Annotated in this window: 16 protein-coding genes; 7 read left to right on the forward strand and 9 right to left on the reverse strand. The window is 42.2% G+C overall.

Translation table 11 applies throughout. The features are described from left to right. The first annotated feature begins 207 nt into the window (after window positions 1-207). The 4 genes from galE (at window position 208) to SALWKB2_RS11280 (ending at window position 4,828) form a co-directional block, all read left to right on the forward strand. Entirely contained in the window at window positions 208-1,242 is a 1,035-nt protein-coding gene (gene galE / locus SALWKB2_RS11255) for a UDP-glucose 4-epimerase GalE (protein WP_025331775.1), read from the forward strand. Between the two features lie 392 nt (window positions 1,243-1,634). After that, on the forward strand, window positions 1,635-3,086 hold the full coding sequence (gene tldD, locus SALWKB2_RS11265) for a metalloprotease TldD (protein WP_025331777.1): 1,452 nt from the start codon (window positions 1,635-1,637) through the stop codon (window positions 3,084-3,086). A gap of 469 nt (window positions 3,087-3,555) precedes the next feature. Then, a complete protein-coding gene (locus tag SALWKB2_RS11270) occupies window positions 3,556-4,152 on the forward strand; it encodes a hypothetical protein (protein WP_025331778.1) in 597 nt (198 codons plus the stop codon). Window positions 4,153-4,633: 481 nt separating this feature from the next. Continuing rightward, window positions 4,634-4,828, forward strand: coding sequence for a hypothetical protein (locus tag SALWKB2_RS11280; RefSeq protein ID WP_025331780.1), 195 nt, complete (start codon window positions 4,634-4,636; stop codon window positions 4,826-4,828). Between the two features lie 10 nt (window positions 4,829-4,838). Here SALWKB2_RS11280 and SALWKB2_RS12655 read toward each other — a convergent pair whose 3' ends face one another. The 3 genes from SALWKB2_RS12655 to SALWKB2_RS11290 form a co-directional block, all read right to left on the reverse strand. After that, window positions 4,839-4,964 (reverse strand): hypothetical protein, encoded by a 126-nt coding sequence (locus SALWKB2_RS12655; protein WP_255454304.1) that lies wholly within the window; start codon window positions 4,962-4,964, stop codon window positions 4,839-4,841. A gap of 185 nt (window positions 4,965-5,149) precedes the next feature. Then, window positions 5,150-5,290 carry a hypothetical protein gene (locus SALWKB2_RS12320; protein ID WP_167539457.1) on the reverse strand — a complete coding sequence of 47 codons (141 nt, stop codon included), beginning with the start codon at window positions 5,288-5,290 and terminating at the stop codon, window positions 5,150-5,152. A 30-nt stretch (window positions 5,291-5,320) separates the two neighbouring features. Next, complete coding sequence (locus SALWKB2_RS11290) at window positions 5,321-5,848, reverse strand: gamma carbonic anhydrase family protein (RefSeq protein ID WP_025331782.1); 528 nt, start codon at window positions 5,846-5,848, stop codon at window positions 5,321-5,323. Window positions 5,849-5,977: 129 nt separating this feature from the next. On the opposite strand from SALWKB2_RS11290, the gene SALWKB2_RS11295 reads away from it, so the two are divergent. The 3 genes from SALWKB2_RS11295 (at window position 5,978) to SALWKB2_RS11305 (ending at window position 11,207) form a co-directional block, all read left to right on the forward strand. Next, entirely contained in the window at window positions 5,978-8,077 is a 2,100-nt protein-coding gene (locus tag SALWKB2_RS11295) for a M3 family metallopeptidase (RefSeq protein WP_025331783.1), read from the forward strand. A gap of 306 nt (window positions 8,078-8,383) precedes the next feature. Further along, window positions 8,384-10,081: an McrB family protein gene (locus tag SALWKB2_RS11300; RefSeq protein ID WP_025331784.1), complete on the forward strand. Its 1,698-nt coding sequence runs from the start codon at window positions 8,384-8,386 to the stop codon at window positions 10,079-10,081. A gap of 13 nt (window positions 10,082-10,094) precedes the next feature. Beyond that, window positions 10,095-11,207, forward strand: a complete 1,113-nt coding sequence (locus SALWKB2_RS11305) for a 5-methylcytosine restriction system specificity protein McrC (RefSeq protein WP_025331785.1) — start codon at window positions 10,095-10,097, stop codon at window positions 11,205-11,207. 34 nt (window positions 11,208-11,241) lie between these two features. On the opposite strand, the gene SALWKB2_RS11310 is transcribed toward SALWKB2_RS11305, so the two are convergent. The 6 genes from SALWKB2_RS11310 to SALWKB2_RS11335 all read right to left on the reverse strand — a co-directional run bounded on the left by SALWKB2_RS11310 (window position 11,242) and on the right by SALWKB2_RS11335 (window position 16,169). Continuing rightward, window positions 11,242-11,775, reverse strand: coding sequence for a hypothetical protein (locus tag SALWKB2_RS11310; RefSeq protein ID WP_025331786.1), 534 nt, complete (start codon window positions 11,773-11,775; stop codon window positions 11,242-11,244). 220 nt (window positions 11,776-11,995) lie between these two features. Next, entirely contained in the window at window positions 11,996-13,291 is a 1,296-nt protein-coding gene (gene ftsY, locus SALWKB2_RS11315) for a signal recognition particle-docking protein FtsY (RefSeq protein WP_025331787.1), read from the reverse strand. Window positions 13,292-13,506: 215 nt separating this feature from the next. After that, window positions 13,507-14,121, reverse strand: a complete 615-nt coding sequence (locus SALWKB2_RS11320) for a Type 1 glutamine amidotransferase-like domain-containing protein (protein ID WP_038649093.1) — start codon at window positions 14,119-14,121, stop codon at window positions 13,507-13,509. A 44-nt stretch (window positions 14,122-14,165) separates the two neighbouring features. After that, window positions 14,166-14,717: a 5' nucleotidase, NT5C type gene (locus tag SALWKB2_RS11325; RefSeq protein ID WP_038649096.1), complete on the reverse strand. Its 552-nt coding sequence runs from the start codon at window positions 14,715-14,717 to the stop codon at window positions 14,166-14,168. A 43-nt stretch (window positions 14,718-14,760) separates the two neighbouring features. Next, window positions 14,761-15,342 (reverse strand): Holliday junction branch migration protein RuvA, encoded by a 582-nt coding sequence (ruvA, locus tag SALWKB2_RS11330; RefSeq protein ID WP_025331789.1) that lies wholly within the window; start codon window positions 15,340-15,342, stop codon window positions 14,761-14,763. A gap of 77 nt (window positions 15,343-15,419) precedes the next feature. Then, a complete protein-coding gene (locus SALWKB2_RS11335; protein WP_269146745.1) occupies window positions 15,420-16,169 on the reverse strand; it encodes a septal ring lytic transglycosylase RlpA family protein in 750 nt (249 codons plus the stop codon). Between the last annotated feature and the right edge of the window lie 42 nt (window positions 16,170-16,211).

Consider the following 16,211-nt stretch of genomic DNA (forward strand, 5'->3'; position numbering starts at 1 on the left):
GTACCGGATATTTTTTGTTGTGTCACCTCATCTGTGCAGCTCAGTACTTTACTGTTGTAAAGATACAGCAGATGCCGGTTTTTTTAGTGTATCTTCTAACCCGCGTCAACTTAACTATGATTATAAACAAGATATACTTATGGATTTCTGGTTGTTTACATACCGGTTATTTGTTGTATTTCGATGAAAAATTATTACGGATAATTTATGGCTATTCTGGTAACAGGTGGTGCCGGCTTTATTGGCTCTCACACGACTGTACAATTACTTAATGCCGGCTACAATGTGATTATTATTGATAATCTGTGTAATGCATCGCCAGTGGTACTCAAGCGTTTAAAACAGATTACCGGTAAAGAGGTAACTTTTTATCAGGGCGATATTCGCGACCGTACGCTGCTGCAACAGGTATTTAAACAGCACAGTATTGAACATGTGCTGCATTTTGCCGGCTTAAAAGCAGTCGGTGAAAGTGTACGGGAGCCGCTGAAATATTATGATAATAATGTCAGTGGCAGCCTGATTCTGGTTGAAGAAATGGCCAAAGCAGGTATTTTCAATCTGGTTTTCAGTTCCTCAGCTACAGTTTACGGTACACCGGCTTCGGTTCCGATTGATGAAAACGCGGCTACCGGCGGAACCACCAATCCGTACGGAACATCCAAATATATGGTAGAGCGGATGTTAACGGATATACAGGCAGCAGATGGGCGCTGGAGTATGACATTACTGCGTTATTTCAATCCGGTGGGCGCGCATGAATCCGGATTGATTGGTGAAGATCCGAATGGCATTCCGAATAATTTATTACCGTATATCTGTCAGGTAGCTGTTGGTAAACTGGCACAGCTATCGGTATTTGGTAACGATTATCCTACTGCCGATGGTACCGGTGTCCGTGATTATATCCATGTAATGGATCTGGCCGACGGCCACTTAAGTGCCATGCGCGTTACAAATAATCAGCCCGGTGTACATATTTATAATCTGGGTACAGGGCGGGGTTATTCAGTACTGGAAATCATACATGCCTTTGAACAGGCCAGCGGCAAAAAAATTCCTTATCAGATTGTCCCGCGCCGGGCAGGAGATATTGCTGTGTGCTATGCCAATCCTGAACGCGCAGCCGAACAACTGGGCTGGACAGCTCAGCGCAGTCTGACCAGTATGATGACCGATGCATGGCACTGGCAACAGCTCAATCCGCAGGGCTACAACAGCCAAATGAAAGCTGATTACTGAATATCAGCTTATTATAAACACTTAACCCACTGATGTTTCAGTGGGTTAAGTGTTTTCGGTTTTTGAGTTTTGATGCAAAAATTTAACGCTAATCGTTACGCCGCTCCTGAAAGTAGATTTAGATAAAAGATGTTTGAGGTCATTACCGGTTAACTATCTCTAACTAACTGGTGAGTCACATTATAATATAATGAGAATTATTATCAATAACAATTTGGTAATTTTTACAATTTGTTTTTCCGGTCTCTATTCCAACACCTGATCTGCGTATAATAAGTATTCCTGCATTCGCGCGGACAAAGCTTGTTTTCGGTATAATTGCCCACAATTTGCTTTTCTGATTAAATCTTTCTCTGTCTGTGCTTTTGTCACAACTTAATTTTTGACAGCTCATGCCTATCTCTACTCAAACCGCGCAACTTGTTCACCAACAGCTACTGGCCGACAACGAACTGGCTGTAGCCGATTTTACCCGTGCACTCTCCCTGATGGGAGCACACCATATTGATTATGCTGATATTTACTGCCAGCGCAGTACCTATGAAAGCTGGCATCTGGAAGAAGGCATGGTCAAATCAGGCAGTTTTCAGATTGAGCAGGGCGTCGGTGTCCGTGCGGTAAGTGGTGAAAAAACAGCATTTGCTTACGCCGACAATCTGAATGTGCAGGCATTAACAGATGCAGCACAGGCTGTACGGGCAATTGGTCAGGCCGGTCAGCAGCGCTCAGTGGGACTGACTTCTCTGCCGTCAGTCAAACCGCTGTATGCAATGGCTAATCCGATGCTCAGTCTGGATGCCGGAGAGAAAGTGGCTTTATTACAGCGTGTGGAGACACTGGCAAAAGCTGCTGATCCGCGCATTGTACAGGTAATGGCCGGGCTGGTATGCGAGCATGAACTGATTTATCTGGCGCGACTGGACGGCCGGATACACACTGATGTCCGCCCGCTTGTCCGTTTATCTGTTACTGTGATTGCCAAACAGGGGGAAAGGCGTGAGCAGGGCAGCAGTGGCGGTGGCGGCCGCTTTGATCTGGGTTATTTTGATGAAGCCATGCTTAAATCATATGTAGATACAGCCGTTGCTCAGGCACTGACCAATCTGGAAGCCCGTCCGGCACCTGCCGGTCAGATGACGGTGGTACTGGGCAATGGCTGGCCGGGTGTATTGTTACATGAAGCTGTAGGTCATGGTCTGGAAGGTGATTTTAACCGCAAAGGAACCAGTGCGTTTGCCGGCCGTTTAGGTGAACGCGTAGCGGCTAAAGGTGTGACTGTTGTTGATCAGGGTAATATTGCCGAACGCCGTGGTTCGCTGAATATTGATGATGAAGGCAATGCTACACAGCGTACGGTACTGATTGAAGATGGTATTTTATGCGGCTATTTGCAGGATGAAACCAATGCACGTTTAATGGGCGTCCCTGTGACCGGTAATGGCCGGCGTGAAAATTACGCCTCAGCACCGATGCCGCGCATGACCAATACTTATATGGAAAACGGCGAGCTTAATCCGGAAGAGATTATTGCCTCGGTCGATAAGGGCTTGTATGCGGTTAATTTTGGCGGCGGACAGGTCGATATTACCAGTGGTAAATTTGTATTCAGTGCTTCGGAAGCCTGGTGGGTTGAAAATGGTAAGCTGCAATATCCGGTAAAAGGAGCCACCATTATTGGCAGCGGTCCGGAAGTATTAAAACACGTTAGTATGATAGGCAATAACAGTAGTCTGGACAGTGGTGTAGGTATCTGCGGTAAAGACGGTCAAAGCGTGCCGGTAGGTGTGGGACAGCCCACGCTGCGTATTGATGCCGGTCTGACTGTGGGCGGCAGCCAGACATAATTCACCTGAACAGCAAACAGCATAACGGAGACAAATTACTGTGTCCGTTATGGTGTTTATTTATGCGGATATATATTTATTTATCGTAAATTACATCTGAATTTCCCGATATTAATATGCATATTCTCTTTGCACTTATTGAAATCAAATCTGCTTTTTTCAGGTATCAGCTATTGATTACAATGATCTGCCAGTATCGCGCAGCAAATAACCGGAAAACAGCAATCCGGTAGGTATCAGATCCATATTATTATGATATTGGCATTAATACCAATCTGCATTATAATTTATTACACATTTCATAACACTAATCTGAATCACACTTTCAGGCTGAGCCGTTTCAGCTATAAAAAAATTATGCAGATAAATAATATTTATTTATGTGAATATAGAGTAATATCAGTTAATTATTCTGATATATCACTTTATTATTAACTTTTCTACCCTCAATTATTCAGAAAGTACTCATATGTTTTTTATCAAAAAAAACAAATCCAGATTCAGCCTGAAAAAATTCCTGATAATCAGTTTTTTCTTAAGTTTCAATGTTAATTTGGCCATGGCACAGGATGCTTCAGATGATAGTGCGCAACAGGCACGGATACGCATCTTCGGGCAGAATGGCAAACCGACTAATATGAAATACAGTTTTCAGGGACATGAGGTAAAAGAATCAACCGGCGGTACCTTAGGAGGGGCATTTGCTTCATCATTAGGTCTAGCTCGTAACAGCACCATTGGTATACCGGCAACGGCTACTTTGGATACAATGAAACGACATAATCATAATTTGTCTAAGCTGTACTACCGTGAATTCACTATTCCCGCTAATGTACCGATTACCATATCCAATGCCATTATTGGTCTGACCAATGTTAATAATACTCATAACGATGGCAAAATTATTTCCTATCAGCCCTCCTGCCAGAGTAACAAACTTACTTTTGTAGCCGAACCGGGTAAAGATTACGAGGCTATCGCGGCATCTGCATCAGCTCAATGCGGGGTTATTCTGCAAGAAGTGCATCCGGACGGCACAACTACATCACTTATTAAGGGTGATTAAGCGATCTGCTAAAATCGCCAACCAGTATAAAAGGCAGTCTGACTGCCTTTTATCAGTTCCTGAATAAACAGGCTAATCATGCTCTGCTCCAGCCTTGCAAGCATTTTGCTTAAGGCTGGAAAAATTTTTATTTGCTGATATTAAATCCAACATTATTCAAGTAATTTAATTATCTGTATCAGTACAACCAATAGAGTATTGTGATATTTTTCTGTTTACTATCAGATTATTGATGAGACCAATATCAAAAAATTCTGTCGATTAAACTGCGTATGTTTATCAGCCATTTGTTTTGAAAGTTAAAGTTAATGGTCTGAATTGGTATCCGCTGTAGATCTTCCGCCAATGTGAATAATATATTTATTGCATTCAGGCTATTTCTGACCAGCTCATATCTGGCCAAATCAGGCCGGAAAAAATCATTAACTTTAAAATAAAAGATTCTTTCTGAAAAGATTTTGAGTGTTACAGACACTCTATCATGCATATCTATAACATGCCTCATTTAGAGCTAACCGGCACTTCTCTGAGTGCTGATATCTCTTTATTCAATCCTATTTCGTTTCTGATGATATCTGTCAATTTTTTTGTTCCGGCATTTGTCCGCTTACTTTATACAAAAAAGTGGCTGGATTTGCCGGAATTATTTATCCAGCAAATCCAGCCACTTATTTAATTACTACGGCTTAGTTAGATTCTACGGCTGCCTGTACATCACTGTACGGAGCAGCTTTAGTATCAGAATTTGTAGTAGCGCAGGCAGTTAGTAACAGAGCAGCCAGTACGGCACCAATTCCCAATAGCTTTTTCATCATTGTGTCCTTTAACGGTTGGTTTGAAAAACTATTTTCACAATCTAGCTTAACTTCATTAATATAACAATTGTTCCGTGCAAATTTTGCATTTTCCAACTGCATATAATACCCATTTTACGACACTCATCTATTTTAGTATTACTCTGCTACTCATTTACATCGAATTAACTTGACTAAATAAATTAATGACTGGTATGTGATGTTTCCACACCGGTTTTGATATCCCCGTACACCTGGGTTTGCCCTTTACCTGAGCCATCGCTGGCACAGCCTGCCAACGCCAGCAGGCTGCATAATAAACCTAAAGACAAGAATTTTTTCATTTTTTATAGTCCTTTAATTAGAGGGTTAACTTAATAACTCTTCATGAGTCTAACATAATGCGATGCTGAATATAATAAAAATTTTCGCTCCTTTTCCGTTAACGGGCGGATTTGCTGTACCGGAGAACCCAAATACAGATAACCGCTCGCCAGACGTTTGCGCGGGGGTACCAGACTGCCGGCACCAATCATCACATCATCCTCAATAATCGCATCATCCAGAACAATCGAATTAATCCCCACCAGCACCCGGTTACCAATCGTACAGCCATGCAGATTAACATGATGACCTACAGTAACATCCTCACCAATCACCAATGGTGAGCCATCCGGTTTGGCTGCTGTTTTGTGGCTGACATGCAGCATACAGTGATCCTGAATATTGCTTCTGGCACCAATACGCATACTGTTCACATCTGCGCGAATCACCGCAAACGGCCACACAGATACTTCTTCCTGCAAAATTACATCCCCGATAACCACAGCCATATCATCTATATAACAACTATCGGCAATTTGTGGTTGCGTATCTAAATAAGAACGAATATTGTTTTTCATGTTTTTGACCTTATCCTGTTACATTATGCAATATTATTTATAGCAGAAGATAAATATAAGCTCCTGCTCTTTCCACCCGATTTACCTGAAAAACCGCAAATTTACAGGTATTTTTCTCTTGAGAATACTATGTCTGAAAATGTTTTGTTGAATCTGGATAGTGAACCCCGTTTCGATGCCATTAAGGCTGCAGATATTGAGCCGGCAATGACCGAAGCTATGCAGCAGGCTGCTGCCGCTATCACCGCCTTGAAAGCTGAGCCTGATGCCAGCTGGAATAACACCGTAGAAGCTTTAACTAGTATTACTGAACGTGTTGGTCGTATCTGGAGTGTTGTTGCCCATCTAAACAGCGTGGCAGATACACCTGAATTACGTGCGGCCTATAATGCACTGATGCCTAAAGTAAGCGAATTCTTTACTGCGATCAGTCAGGATATTGCCTTATATGAGCGCTTTAAAAGCATCAAAGCCAGTGCAGAATATGCACAGTTGAGCCCGGCACAGCAAACCAAACTGAACCATGATTTAAGAGATTTTGTTCTCAGCGGTGCCGAGCTGCCGGAACAGGAACAGGTGGAGTTTGCAGCCTTACAGGCAGAAGGTGCGCAGCTTTCCGCAGCCTTTAGTCAGAATGTTCTGGACGCCACTGATGCATTTGCATTGTATTTTGCTAATGGCGCAGAACTGGCTGGTCAGGAAAATACATCCGGTCAGACCAGCACAGATGCCGACTTTGCACGAGATAGCGAAATCAGCGGATTAACAGAAGAGGCACTGGCCATGTTTGCCGCAGCGGCACAGGCAGAAGGTAAAACCGGCTATAAAATCGGGCTGCAAATGCCGCATTATCTGGCAGTAATGCAATATGCCCACAATCGCGAACTGCGCCGGCAGCTGTATCATGCCTATTCAACCCGGGCCAGTGAGCTTGGCGAGGCTAAATGGGATAATACCGCCAATATCAACCGGATTCTGCAGATTGCCGCACGCGAAGCTCAGTTACTGGGTTTCCAAAATTATGCAGAATTATCGCTGGCAACCAAAATGGCTGATACACCGCAACAGGTGATGACCTTTCTTCAGGATCTGGCGAGCAGGGCCAAACCTTTTGCTGAAAAAGATCTGGCTGAAGTTAAAACATACGCACGAGAACATCTCGGTCTGGATGATTTACAGCCATGGGATATGACCTATGCCAGTGAAAAACTGCGTCAGGCTAAATATGCATTCAGCCAGACTGAAGTAAAAAAATATTTTCCGGCTGATCGCGTTCTCGCAGGTCTGTTTGCCCAGATTGATAAATTGTATGGCGTTCATTTCATCGAAAAACAGGTACCGGTATGGCATCCTGATGTTCGCTATTACGAACTTGAACAGGGCGGAACCATCATCGGTGGCGTTTATATGGATCTGTATGCACGAGCCGGTAAGCGCGGCGGTGCATGGATGAATGATTACCGCGGCCGCCGTCGTTTTATAACAGGCGATCATGCCGGCCAGCTGCAAACACCTATTGCGTATCTGGTGTGCAATTTCACGCCGCCTGTAGCCGGCAATACCGCACGCCTGAGCCACGAAGAAATCCTGACTCTGTTCCACGAAACTGGTCATGGCCTGCATCATCTGCTGACTCAGGTAGATGAACTGGGAGTTTCCGGTATCAATGGCGTGGAATGGGATGCAGTGGAAATGCCCAGCCAGTTTATGGAAAACTTTGTCTGGGAATATGATGTGCTTGCCGGCATGAGCTGCCATCAGGATACCGGCGCGGTACTGCCTGAGGAGCTTTATAAGAAAATGCTGGCTGCAAAAAACTTCCAGAGCGGGCTGTGGATGCTGCGCCAGATGGAGTTTGCTCAGTTTGATATGGAAATCTACAGCCATCCGGGTTGTAACTGGCAGCAAACCTTGCAGGAAGTACGCCGCCGGGTAGCCGTGATGCCCCAGCCAGATTTTAACCGCTTTGCTCATTCTTTCAGCCATATCTTTGCCGGTGGTTATTCTGCCGGTTATTACAGCTATAGCTGGGCAGAGGTGCTTTCTGCAGATATTTATGCTGCTTTTGAAGAAGAAGCAGATGCAGCGGCAACAGGAAAACGTTTTTGGCACGAAGTACTTGCTGTCGGCGGCTCCCGTCCAGCGATGGAATCCTTTAAAGCATTCCGCGGCCGTGAACCGCAAATCGATGCACTGTTACGTCACTGCGGCTTTCATGAAGCTGCCTGAGTTTCAGTAAAGAATAAAAAACGCGATGATTACATCGCGTTTTTTATGGCAATTTCTTGAATTAAAATATAATAAAACATTCAGATTAAAAGATAACTTATCGGCATCTACGTATATCACAGCTAATTATTTTATCGGAAGCTATTTTTTATTGTCTATAAATGTTATTTTCAAAAAAGTTTGTATTTAAACTTTATTATGATTAACATTAATCATATCTAATATCATTTAAAGTTAATATTAATTAATTTAATTGCTGTGTTATGATTCATCAGCAACCGGTAATCATTTACAAAGATGGGGAAAATGAATAATACAAAGCAAAACTACTGGTTTTTAGAGGCAAATAATAACCGGAGTGATATTTTTATTCGTAATAATGAATGGATATATGCCGGCAATAATAAGAAGGATATTGAGCAAATTCATTTGATAGCTGCCGGCGATCAGGTAGCAATCAAATCCGTCTCTCCTCAGATATCTGATCTGCCTTTCGAAAACAAAGGCTATCCTGTGCCGGTAACACAAATTAAAGCCATCGGTACTGTTATTGAAAATCCGGGTGATGGTAAATCTCTGAAAGTCAGCTGGCAAAGATCTACTCCTGAAAAAAAATGGTATTTTTACACCAGTCTGAAAACCATCTGGCCGGTAAATAAAGATACCAACTGGCAATCAGAGCAATTAATTAATTTCACTTTTAATGATCAGCCTCAGGATATTGATCAATTTTGTCAGATGCCTTATTGGCAGGAACGTTTTAATAATACAAATTATGACCCGGATATGAATAATCAAAATCAGCAAAAGCTTAATGAAGCCGGATGGCAAACAATAGTACATGAATTGATTCAGGAATTATGTGAAAAAAATAATAGTAGTATTTTTACCCGTCAACAATTTCTGCAAGAATATAAACATCTATTGCAAGAACAATTTCCGAAAAATAACACAATAGAATTCAGCGTCAGCCGAACCTTTCAGGAATTAAGTGATAAACATATTTTGATTTTTTTGAATCATAATGGTCAATATAAATTAGCAAGTTATGATTCAGATATGTCAAATAAAAATAATATTAGTAGTGAGGAAAATCCAGGCCAAAAGAATATACCCAGAAAACCTTATCTTCTGAATGATTTAATAGAAGAAGGCTGTTTCATCAGCAAAGATAAATTAGAAAGTATCCAGACAAAATTAAAAGAAAAGAAAAATATTATTTTACAAGGACCGCCCGGTACCGGTAAAACCTGGCTGGCGAAGCGATTGGCCAGTATTATCATTGGCTATCGTAATTCTGACAATATTAAAGCAATCCAGTTTCATCCGAATACATCCTATGAGGATTTCATCCGGGGCTATCGCCCTTCCAGCGACGGCAAACTTGAATTAGTTGACGGCCCTTTTCTTAATATAGCCAATCAGGCAAAAAATGATCCCGACGAAAACTATGTGATTGTTATTGAAGAAATCAATCGCGGAAATCCGGCACAGATTTTTGGAGAAATGTTAACACTGCTCGAAGCCAGTAAACGTAATCCTCAGGAAGCACTGGAGTTAACCTATGGAAATGAAAAAGGCTTTTATATTCCGGATAATCTGTATGTCATTGGTACCATGAATATTGCTGACCGCTCTCTGGCTATGGTTGACTTTGCATTGCGGCGCCGCTTTGCATTTTTTGATCTAGAGCCAAATTTCGGTAATAAGTGGCTGGATTATATGAAAGACAAATCAGGTATTTCAGAGGAAAAATTACAGAAATGGCAAAATTGTATGATTGAACTGAATAAAAAAATTAGCGATGACCAAGCACTTGGTCCTGCATTTACCATTGGACACAGCTACCTGACCACCAGTCAAAGCATAAAAGATGATCAAGCTGATAAATGGTTTACCACTATCGTTAAAACTGAAATTATGCCTTTATTGGAAGAATACTGGTTTCGTGGAACCGAGCAAATTAAGGAAGCCAAGGATATATTATTACAGCAAAACAACTAATTAAAAAATATATATGTCTAATAAGCAAGAAACCAGTACTACAGTAGCCAAGATACCGATTAAAAATATTTGGTTATTGTTACTTTATGCTTCTAATTTATATCGGAGTCTGGGTAAACAGCAACGGATTCAATTGGAAAATAATCCTGAAGATCTGATTAAGCTGGCTGCCAAATTGTATTGTGATGTTACTGAAAAACTCATGCGATCATTATCCTGCGGATATATACAACAGACGCAAATACTGAATCGTGTCAGAGGAAAAATAGATATTCTTGCTACAGTACGACAGCATTTACTGGAAAAAGGCAGAATACAATGTCAGTTTGAGGTTTTAACTATTGATACACCAAAAAACCGCTATATTCATGCAGCCGCTCACACTTTATTGCCTCTGATAGAGGATGAAAAATTAAAAATCCGATGTCAGAAAATTATCAGCCACTTTAATACACTGAAAATAGGCCAGTCAACTCATTATGATTTCAAAGCCGACTATTTTGATCGGTCCGGCACACAGGATAGATATTTACTCACCTTATGCCGTCTTATTTTTAAGATGGCTATTCCTACAGAACAGGCCGGTGTGCAGTCAGCCGAACAAATTAATAAAACTGATACTTGGTTACGGCAATTATTTGAAAAGGCTACAATAGGCTTTGCCCGGGTTAATCTGCCTGCCAGCAGATGGAAAATCAGTTCCGGCAAACAGTTATCCTGGCAGCAGGAGTCTGCAAGTAACCATATAAATAAATTTCTGCCCGATATGCAAACAGATTTAATTATTGAACACACTGCCTGTCAGCATCGTATGATTATCGATACAAAATGTACCTCTATTGTTCGACAATCACGTTCTAAAAAGGATAAGTTTAAAAGTGAACATATTTATCAGCTTTATGCCTACCTGAGAAGTCAGGAAAACACTACTGATGCCCCATCTTGTCATGCAACCGGGATGTTACTGTATCCGGCTATTGATGAGAACATAAATGAACATGTCATTATTCAAAACCACACAATCAGATTTTCTACCATCAATTTACAGGAAGATTCCAAACTAATCAGAAAAAATCTTCTGCGTTTATTAAGTCAGTGTAATTGTATACCTACCAATAATAAATAATTTAGATTATCTACCCTGATTACCTATCCGCCAATCACGTATTTTTTGGATATACCTGAATAAGAGCAGCCAGTTTTTCTACTAATTCTTTCCAGTTACTATCTTTTACCAGTAAAAAACCTTCTTTATTAACCTTTTCACCTTGTTTCAACATTTTTTTCTGATTAATTACCCATGCTCTATAATCAGAAGGAATCTGTACCAAGTCCAGATGTGCTGCTAACACTTCTCTTGACTCAGGATTAACCGGCTTGGCCAGATACCAGGTAAATCTGTCTTCAATACAAACCAGTCTGGTTAAGTCCAACTCTAAAATATAATCACCGCGTGAGTTAAATAAAATAACGTAAAACGGCTGTCCATTATTCCAGGAAGTATAACGAATAGAAGACTGATCAGGAAAAGTTAGTTGCTGATAACAACCATCTACACTGTCTACGGCCTCCTCATCAACTTCTTCTAACTCCGCTTTTTCAAAAAAATCAGCCAGATACTCCATGATATCGAAACCAAACTTCTGATGTTGTTTGAATAAGTTGTTGTTTAATCTAGTTTCATTTTCGGCCATTTGTATCTCCACTTTAATAATTAGCTGCTTTATTAATTTATTTTACTATCAATAAATTTGTATGGTAAGACTAATTGAGTCTTATAGTATTTTTGATGCATTCTGCTCAATGTTCCGGCTGCTATTTCTATAATTATACTTTCTCGAAAACATCAGTTTATACTGAAATAGTAAAAAGCCGTCTATTCATTCTTATAGCCGGCTTTTATCTGACATTTTATTATTCATCCTCAATTAATGCATCTACAAATGCTCGGGCATCAAACGGGCGTAAATCATCAATACCTTCACCTACGCCGATAAAGCGTACCGGAACCGGTCGCTTGGCTGCCAGTGCCGCGAGAATACCGCCTTTGGCTGTACCATCCAGTTTGGAAACAATCAGACCAGTTAATCCGAGCGCATCATCAAAGGCTACAACCTGATTGATGGCATTCTGACCCACATTGGCATCCAGTACCAGCATGACTTCATGCGGAGCATCAGGCAAGGATTTTTGCAGGACGCGTTTTACTTTTTTGATTTCTTCCATCAGATGCAGCTGAGTAGGCAGGCGACCGGCAGTGTCTGCCAGTACCACATCAATACCGCGTGCTTTGGCCGCCTCCAGAGCATCATAACAGACTGCTGCTGAATCGCCGGAAGCCTGAGCAATCACGGTGACATTATTGCGCTCACCCCATTGCTGCAATTGTTCGCGGGCTGCTGCACGAAAGGTATCACCGGCAGCCAGCAGCACGCTTTTACCCTGACTTTGAAAATATTTCGCCAGTTTACCGATACTGGTAGTTTTACCGGCACCGTTCACACCAGCCATCATAATCACAAAGGGCTTTTTATCATCCGGTAAAATCAGTGGCTGATCCAGTGGCAACAGTAATTCATACAGGGCTTCTTTCAGAGCACTGCGCAGCTCATCTCCGTTTTTCAGCCCTTTCAGGGTAACCCGCTGACGCACCTGCGCCAGCAGTTTTTCTGTGGCTTCAATTCCCATATCACTGGTAAGCAATACGGTTTCCAGTTCTTCATACAAATCTTCGTCGATTTTACCGCCGCCAAACACTGAAGCCAGAGATTTGGCCATTTGATTGCGGGATTTGCTCAGCCCCTGTTTTAGCCGTGCAGTCCAGCTCAGTTTAGCCGGTTTTTCTGTCTGCTCACTCACTGTATCCGGCTCAGCAGCTATCACAACTGTGTTTTCAGTAGCGACAGGTGTCTGAACTGATGAGGCAGTATCGTCTGTTACAGCAATGGCTGCCGGTTCATCTACTGCTGTGGGTACAATAATATCTTGTTCCGTTTCGGCCTGAGGTTGAACAGAAGCGGTGTCGGCCTGCTCAGTTTTTTCTGCAACAGGATCACTGATAGCCGGTTCAGGCTGCGGTATTACTTCAGCCTGAGCAGAATCATCAGCTATATTCTGTAATTGTTCTGAGTTTTCCTGCTGGTGAGGGGCCGGTACGGGCTGTTCAGCAACTGGCTCAGTATTTTTTTTTCGTTTAAAAAATCCAAACATGGGCTTTCCTGAATACGATATGAGGCCAAAGCTGAATCACAACCGATCTTTGGCATTGGAATAATTGTGCTATTGTAGCTTACAGAGGTTTATTTGATAATGTGCTGCGATACTATTATTTATTTTATTCAGATAGTTTTGCCTTAAAGTACTTCTGTACAGGTTAAAAATCAGACAGAACAAACTGGGCTGGCTGCGTATTTACAGCTCTGAATTTACACCACCACATAGTTATGATTAATAACAACAATAGCCTGAGAGTTATTAAAAGTTACCAAATTCAAACGTTTACTATATTCTGCATAGGTTTGCCGGGCTGACTGGACAAAAGGTTCATCAATATAATGCGGCAGAGGATAAAAATCGATGCAATTTAAACCTGTATAATTGTTCAGTTCCGGAGCCAGGCTGCTGTCATCCATTATTTTATTATATTCTATGTCTGCTGCCAGAATAATTGCACCGGCAGATTCCCCAATATAAACGCAGCCTTCAGCAATTCTTTGAGCAAGCAGCCGGTCAAGATTTTTTCTTTTCAGTTCCTGCAATAAATAAAATGTATTACCGCCGGTTATGCAAATAATTTCTGCTGCCGAAAAAGCTGTATGGCACTGGCGGATATCCGCTGTGGCGATATCCAGTAAATCAAGTTTCAATCCAAGCTGTGTTAATACTGATTTACCTTCATCTATATATTTTGTGTAGCCTTCAACATTACCGGCTGTAGGGATAAACAGGACACGTTTGCTGTTAATTTTATTGTTCTGCATAAAATCGGCAAGCTTCTGACCGGTTCCGGCAATGTAAGATGTTAAAAAAATTGTTTGCATTGTAGTTTCCAGCCTCTCTGTTTTATATAGTCCGGTCACCGAACTTAATTATTTAGTAATTCAGACCATGTTTCCGGTTGTTCCCAGTTTATCCGATACAATTCAGTCTGATGCCGATTATAGGGCTGATCATAAATCCAGTGTTGCCATTGCGGCACCAGACTGCCGCTTATCTGAGGTTTATCATCAATCAGAATATCGCCGCGCACCCAGGTTTTATCTTTGGTCAGAATTATGCGCTGCATCCAGTCTTCACCCAGATGCTGGCATACCCAGTCAAATTTTTCGGATACACAATAGTGATAATCCTGTATAGGCGAGGTACAAATACGCACATCATGGCCGGCCTCCAGCAGGCGCTTAGCTGCTGAAATACCATGCTGCATAGGCGGTAATGAAGCAAAAAAACCTTTACTGCTATAAATTTGCGCCAGTTGCCGGTGAAATTCGGGAGCCATATCATCACGCAGGTAAAAATGTCTGCGTTCTTTGAGAGGCAGCGGTTGCTGATAGGTTTGCTGCCATAGTTGTCTTACTCCCTGCTCAAAGTCGGCCAGAACACCATCCTGATCAAGCAAAATCAATTTAGATGCCATACAAATTCCCGTGGTGGCGTATATGATTATAAAGCAAATTAATTTATAGCATGTTTTTTAAAGCCAGCCGTACACCTTCACTGACATCCGTACCTGCCGGTATATTTTTACAGGCAGTACGGGCTTCTTTATCGGTATAGCCTAAAGCAAGCAATGTATTAATAATATCTTCGTTATTGCCGGCTGTATTCTGTGTAAACAAACCGGTAGCATCATCACTGGCGGCGGCAAGTTTGCCACGCAATTCCAGTACCATGCGTTCGGCGGTTTTTTTACCGATGCCTGGTGCAGCTGTCAGACGTTTAATATCTTCAGTAGCAATAGCAGCAGCCAGCTCCTCACTGGTCAGTGCGGATAAAATACCCAGAGCACTTTTGGCTCCGATACCGCTTACCTTTACTAATGCACGGAATGTTTCCCGTTCTTCGCGGGAGCCGAAACCAAATAGCAGATGAGCATCTTCACGCACGACCAGCTGAGTATACAGTGCAGTTTCTTCACCTGCGGCCGGTAAAGTATAAAAGGTTTGCATGGAAACCTGAGCTTCATAGCCTACGCCATGAACATCCAGTACCACTACCGGCGGATTTTTTTCCAATATGATTCCGCGTAAACGGCTAATCATGATATTCCCTTCCCAACAGCCAGATATATAAAAGCCCGTGCATCATATCACGGGCTTTTTTCTGAGCTTGAGCAATTTTACAATACAGTCAGCATTGATTTTTTGGCCTCATCGGCACGCTGCTGCTGTTTAAACGGACCCATGCGGACAACATAGCTGTTTTGAACTTTCACAAGCTTAGCCTGCTGTTCGCTTCCTGCACTCTGTAAATGACGTGAAGTGGTTTTCAGATATTTCTGAGCCTGCTCCTTACTGTCAAATTTCTGCAGATCCACGTAAATATTACCACTGGTACCTGCCGGTTGCAGACGCTCTCCGGGCAGAATCTGCTCTACCCGTACCTGAGCAGTACCGGCACGTACAAACCCTAACTGCTGTGCGGCAGCATAGGACACATCCATTACCCGGTTAGCATGAAAGGGACCGCGATCATTAATACGTACAACCACTGTCTTTCCATTGGACAGGTTGGTTACCCGTGCATAACTGGGGATAGGTAAAGTCGGATGGGCGGCTGTCAGCATCTGGCTGTCAAAGCGCTCGCCTGATGAAGTTTTACGGCCATGAAAATTTTTGCCATAGTAGGAAGCTTTACCTACCTGACTGAAACTGGCCACTTTTTGTAGCGGATAATAACGTTTGCCCGCTACCTGATAGCTAAGATTAGCTGTTTTATGCAGATGCTCTGCGGGTACTACTGTAAGATTAGATACTGATTTTTTGGGATGATAAACTGGTGCAGACAAATTACCTGATGGTCCGGCATATGCCGCACTCAATCCAAGTACCATGGCAACACTAATAAATAACAATTTAATTCTGATCAAACCGTATTTCCGTTTCTTTGAGTAAAAGACGCAAAAACCAGA

The sequence above is a fragment of the Snodgrassella alvi wkB2 genome, from assembly GCF_000600005.1.
GTDB lineage: Bacteria > Pseudomonadota > Gammaproteobacteria > Burkholderiales > Neisseriaceae > Snodgrassella > Snodgrassella alvi.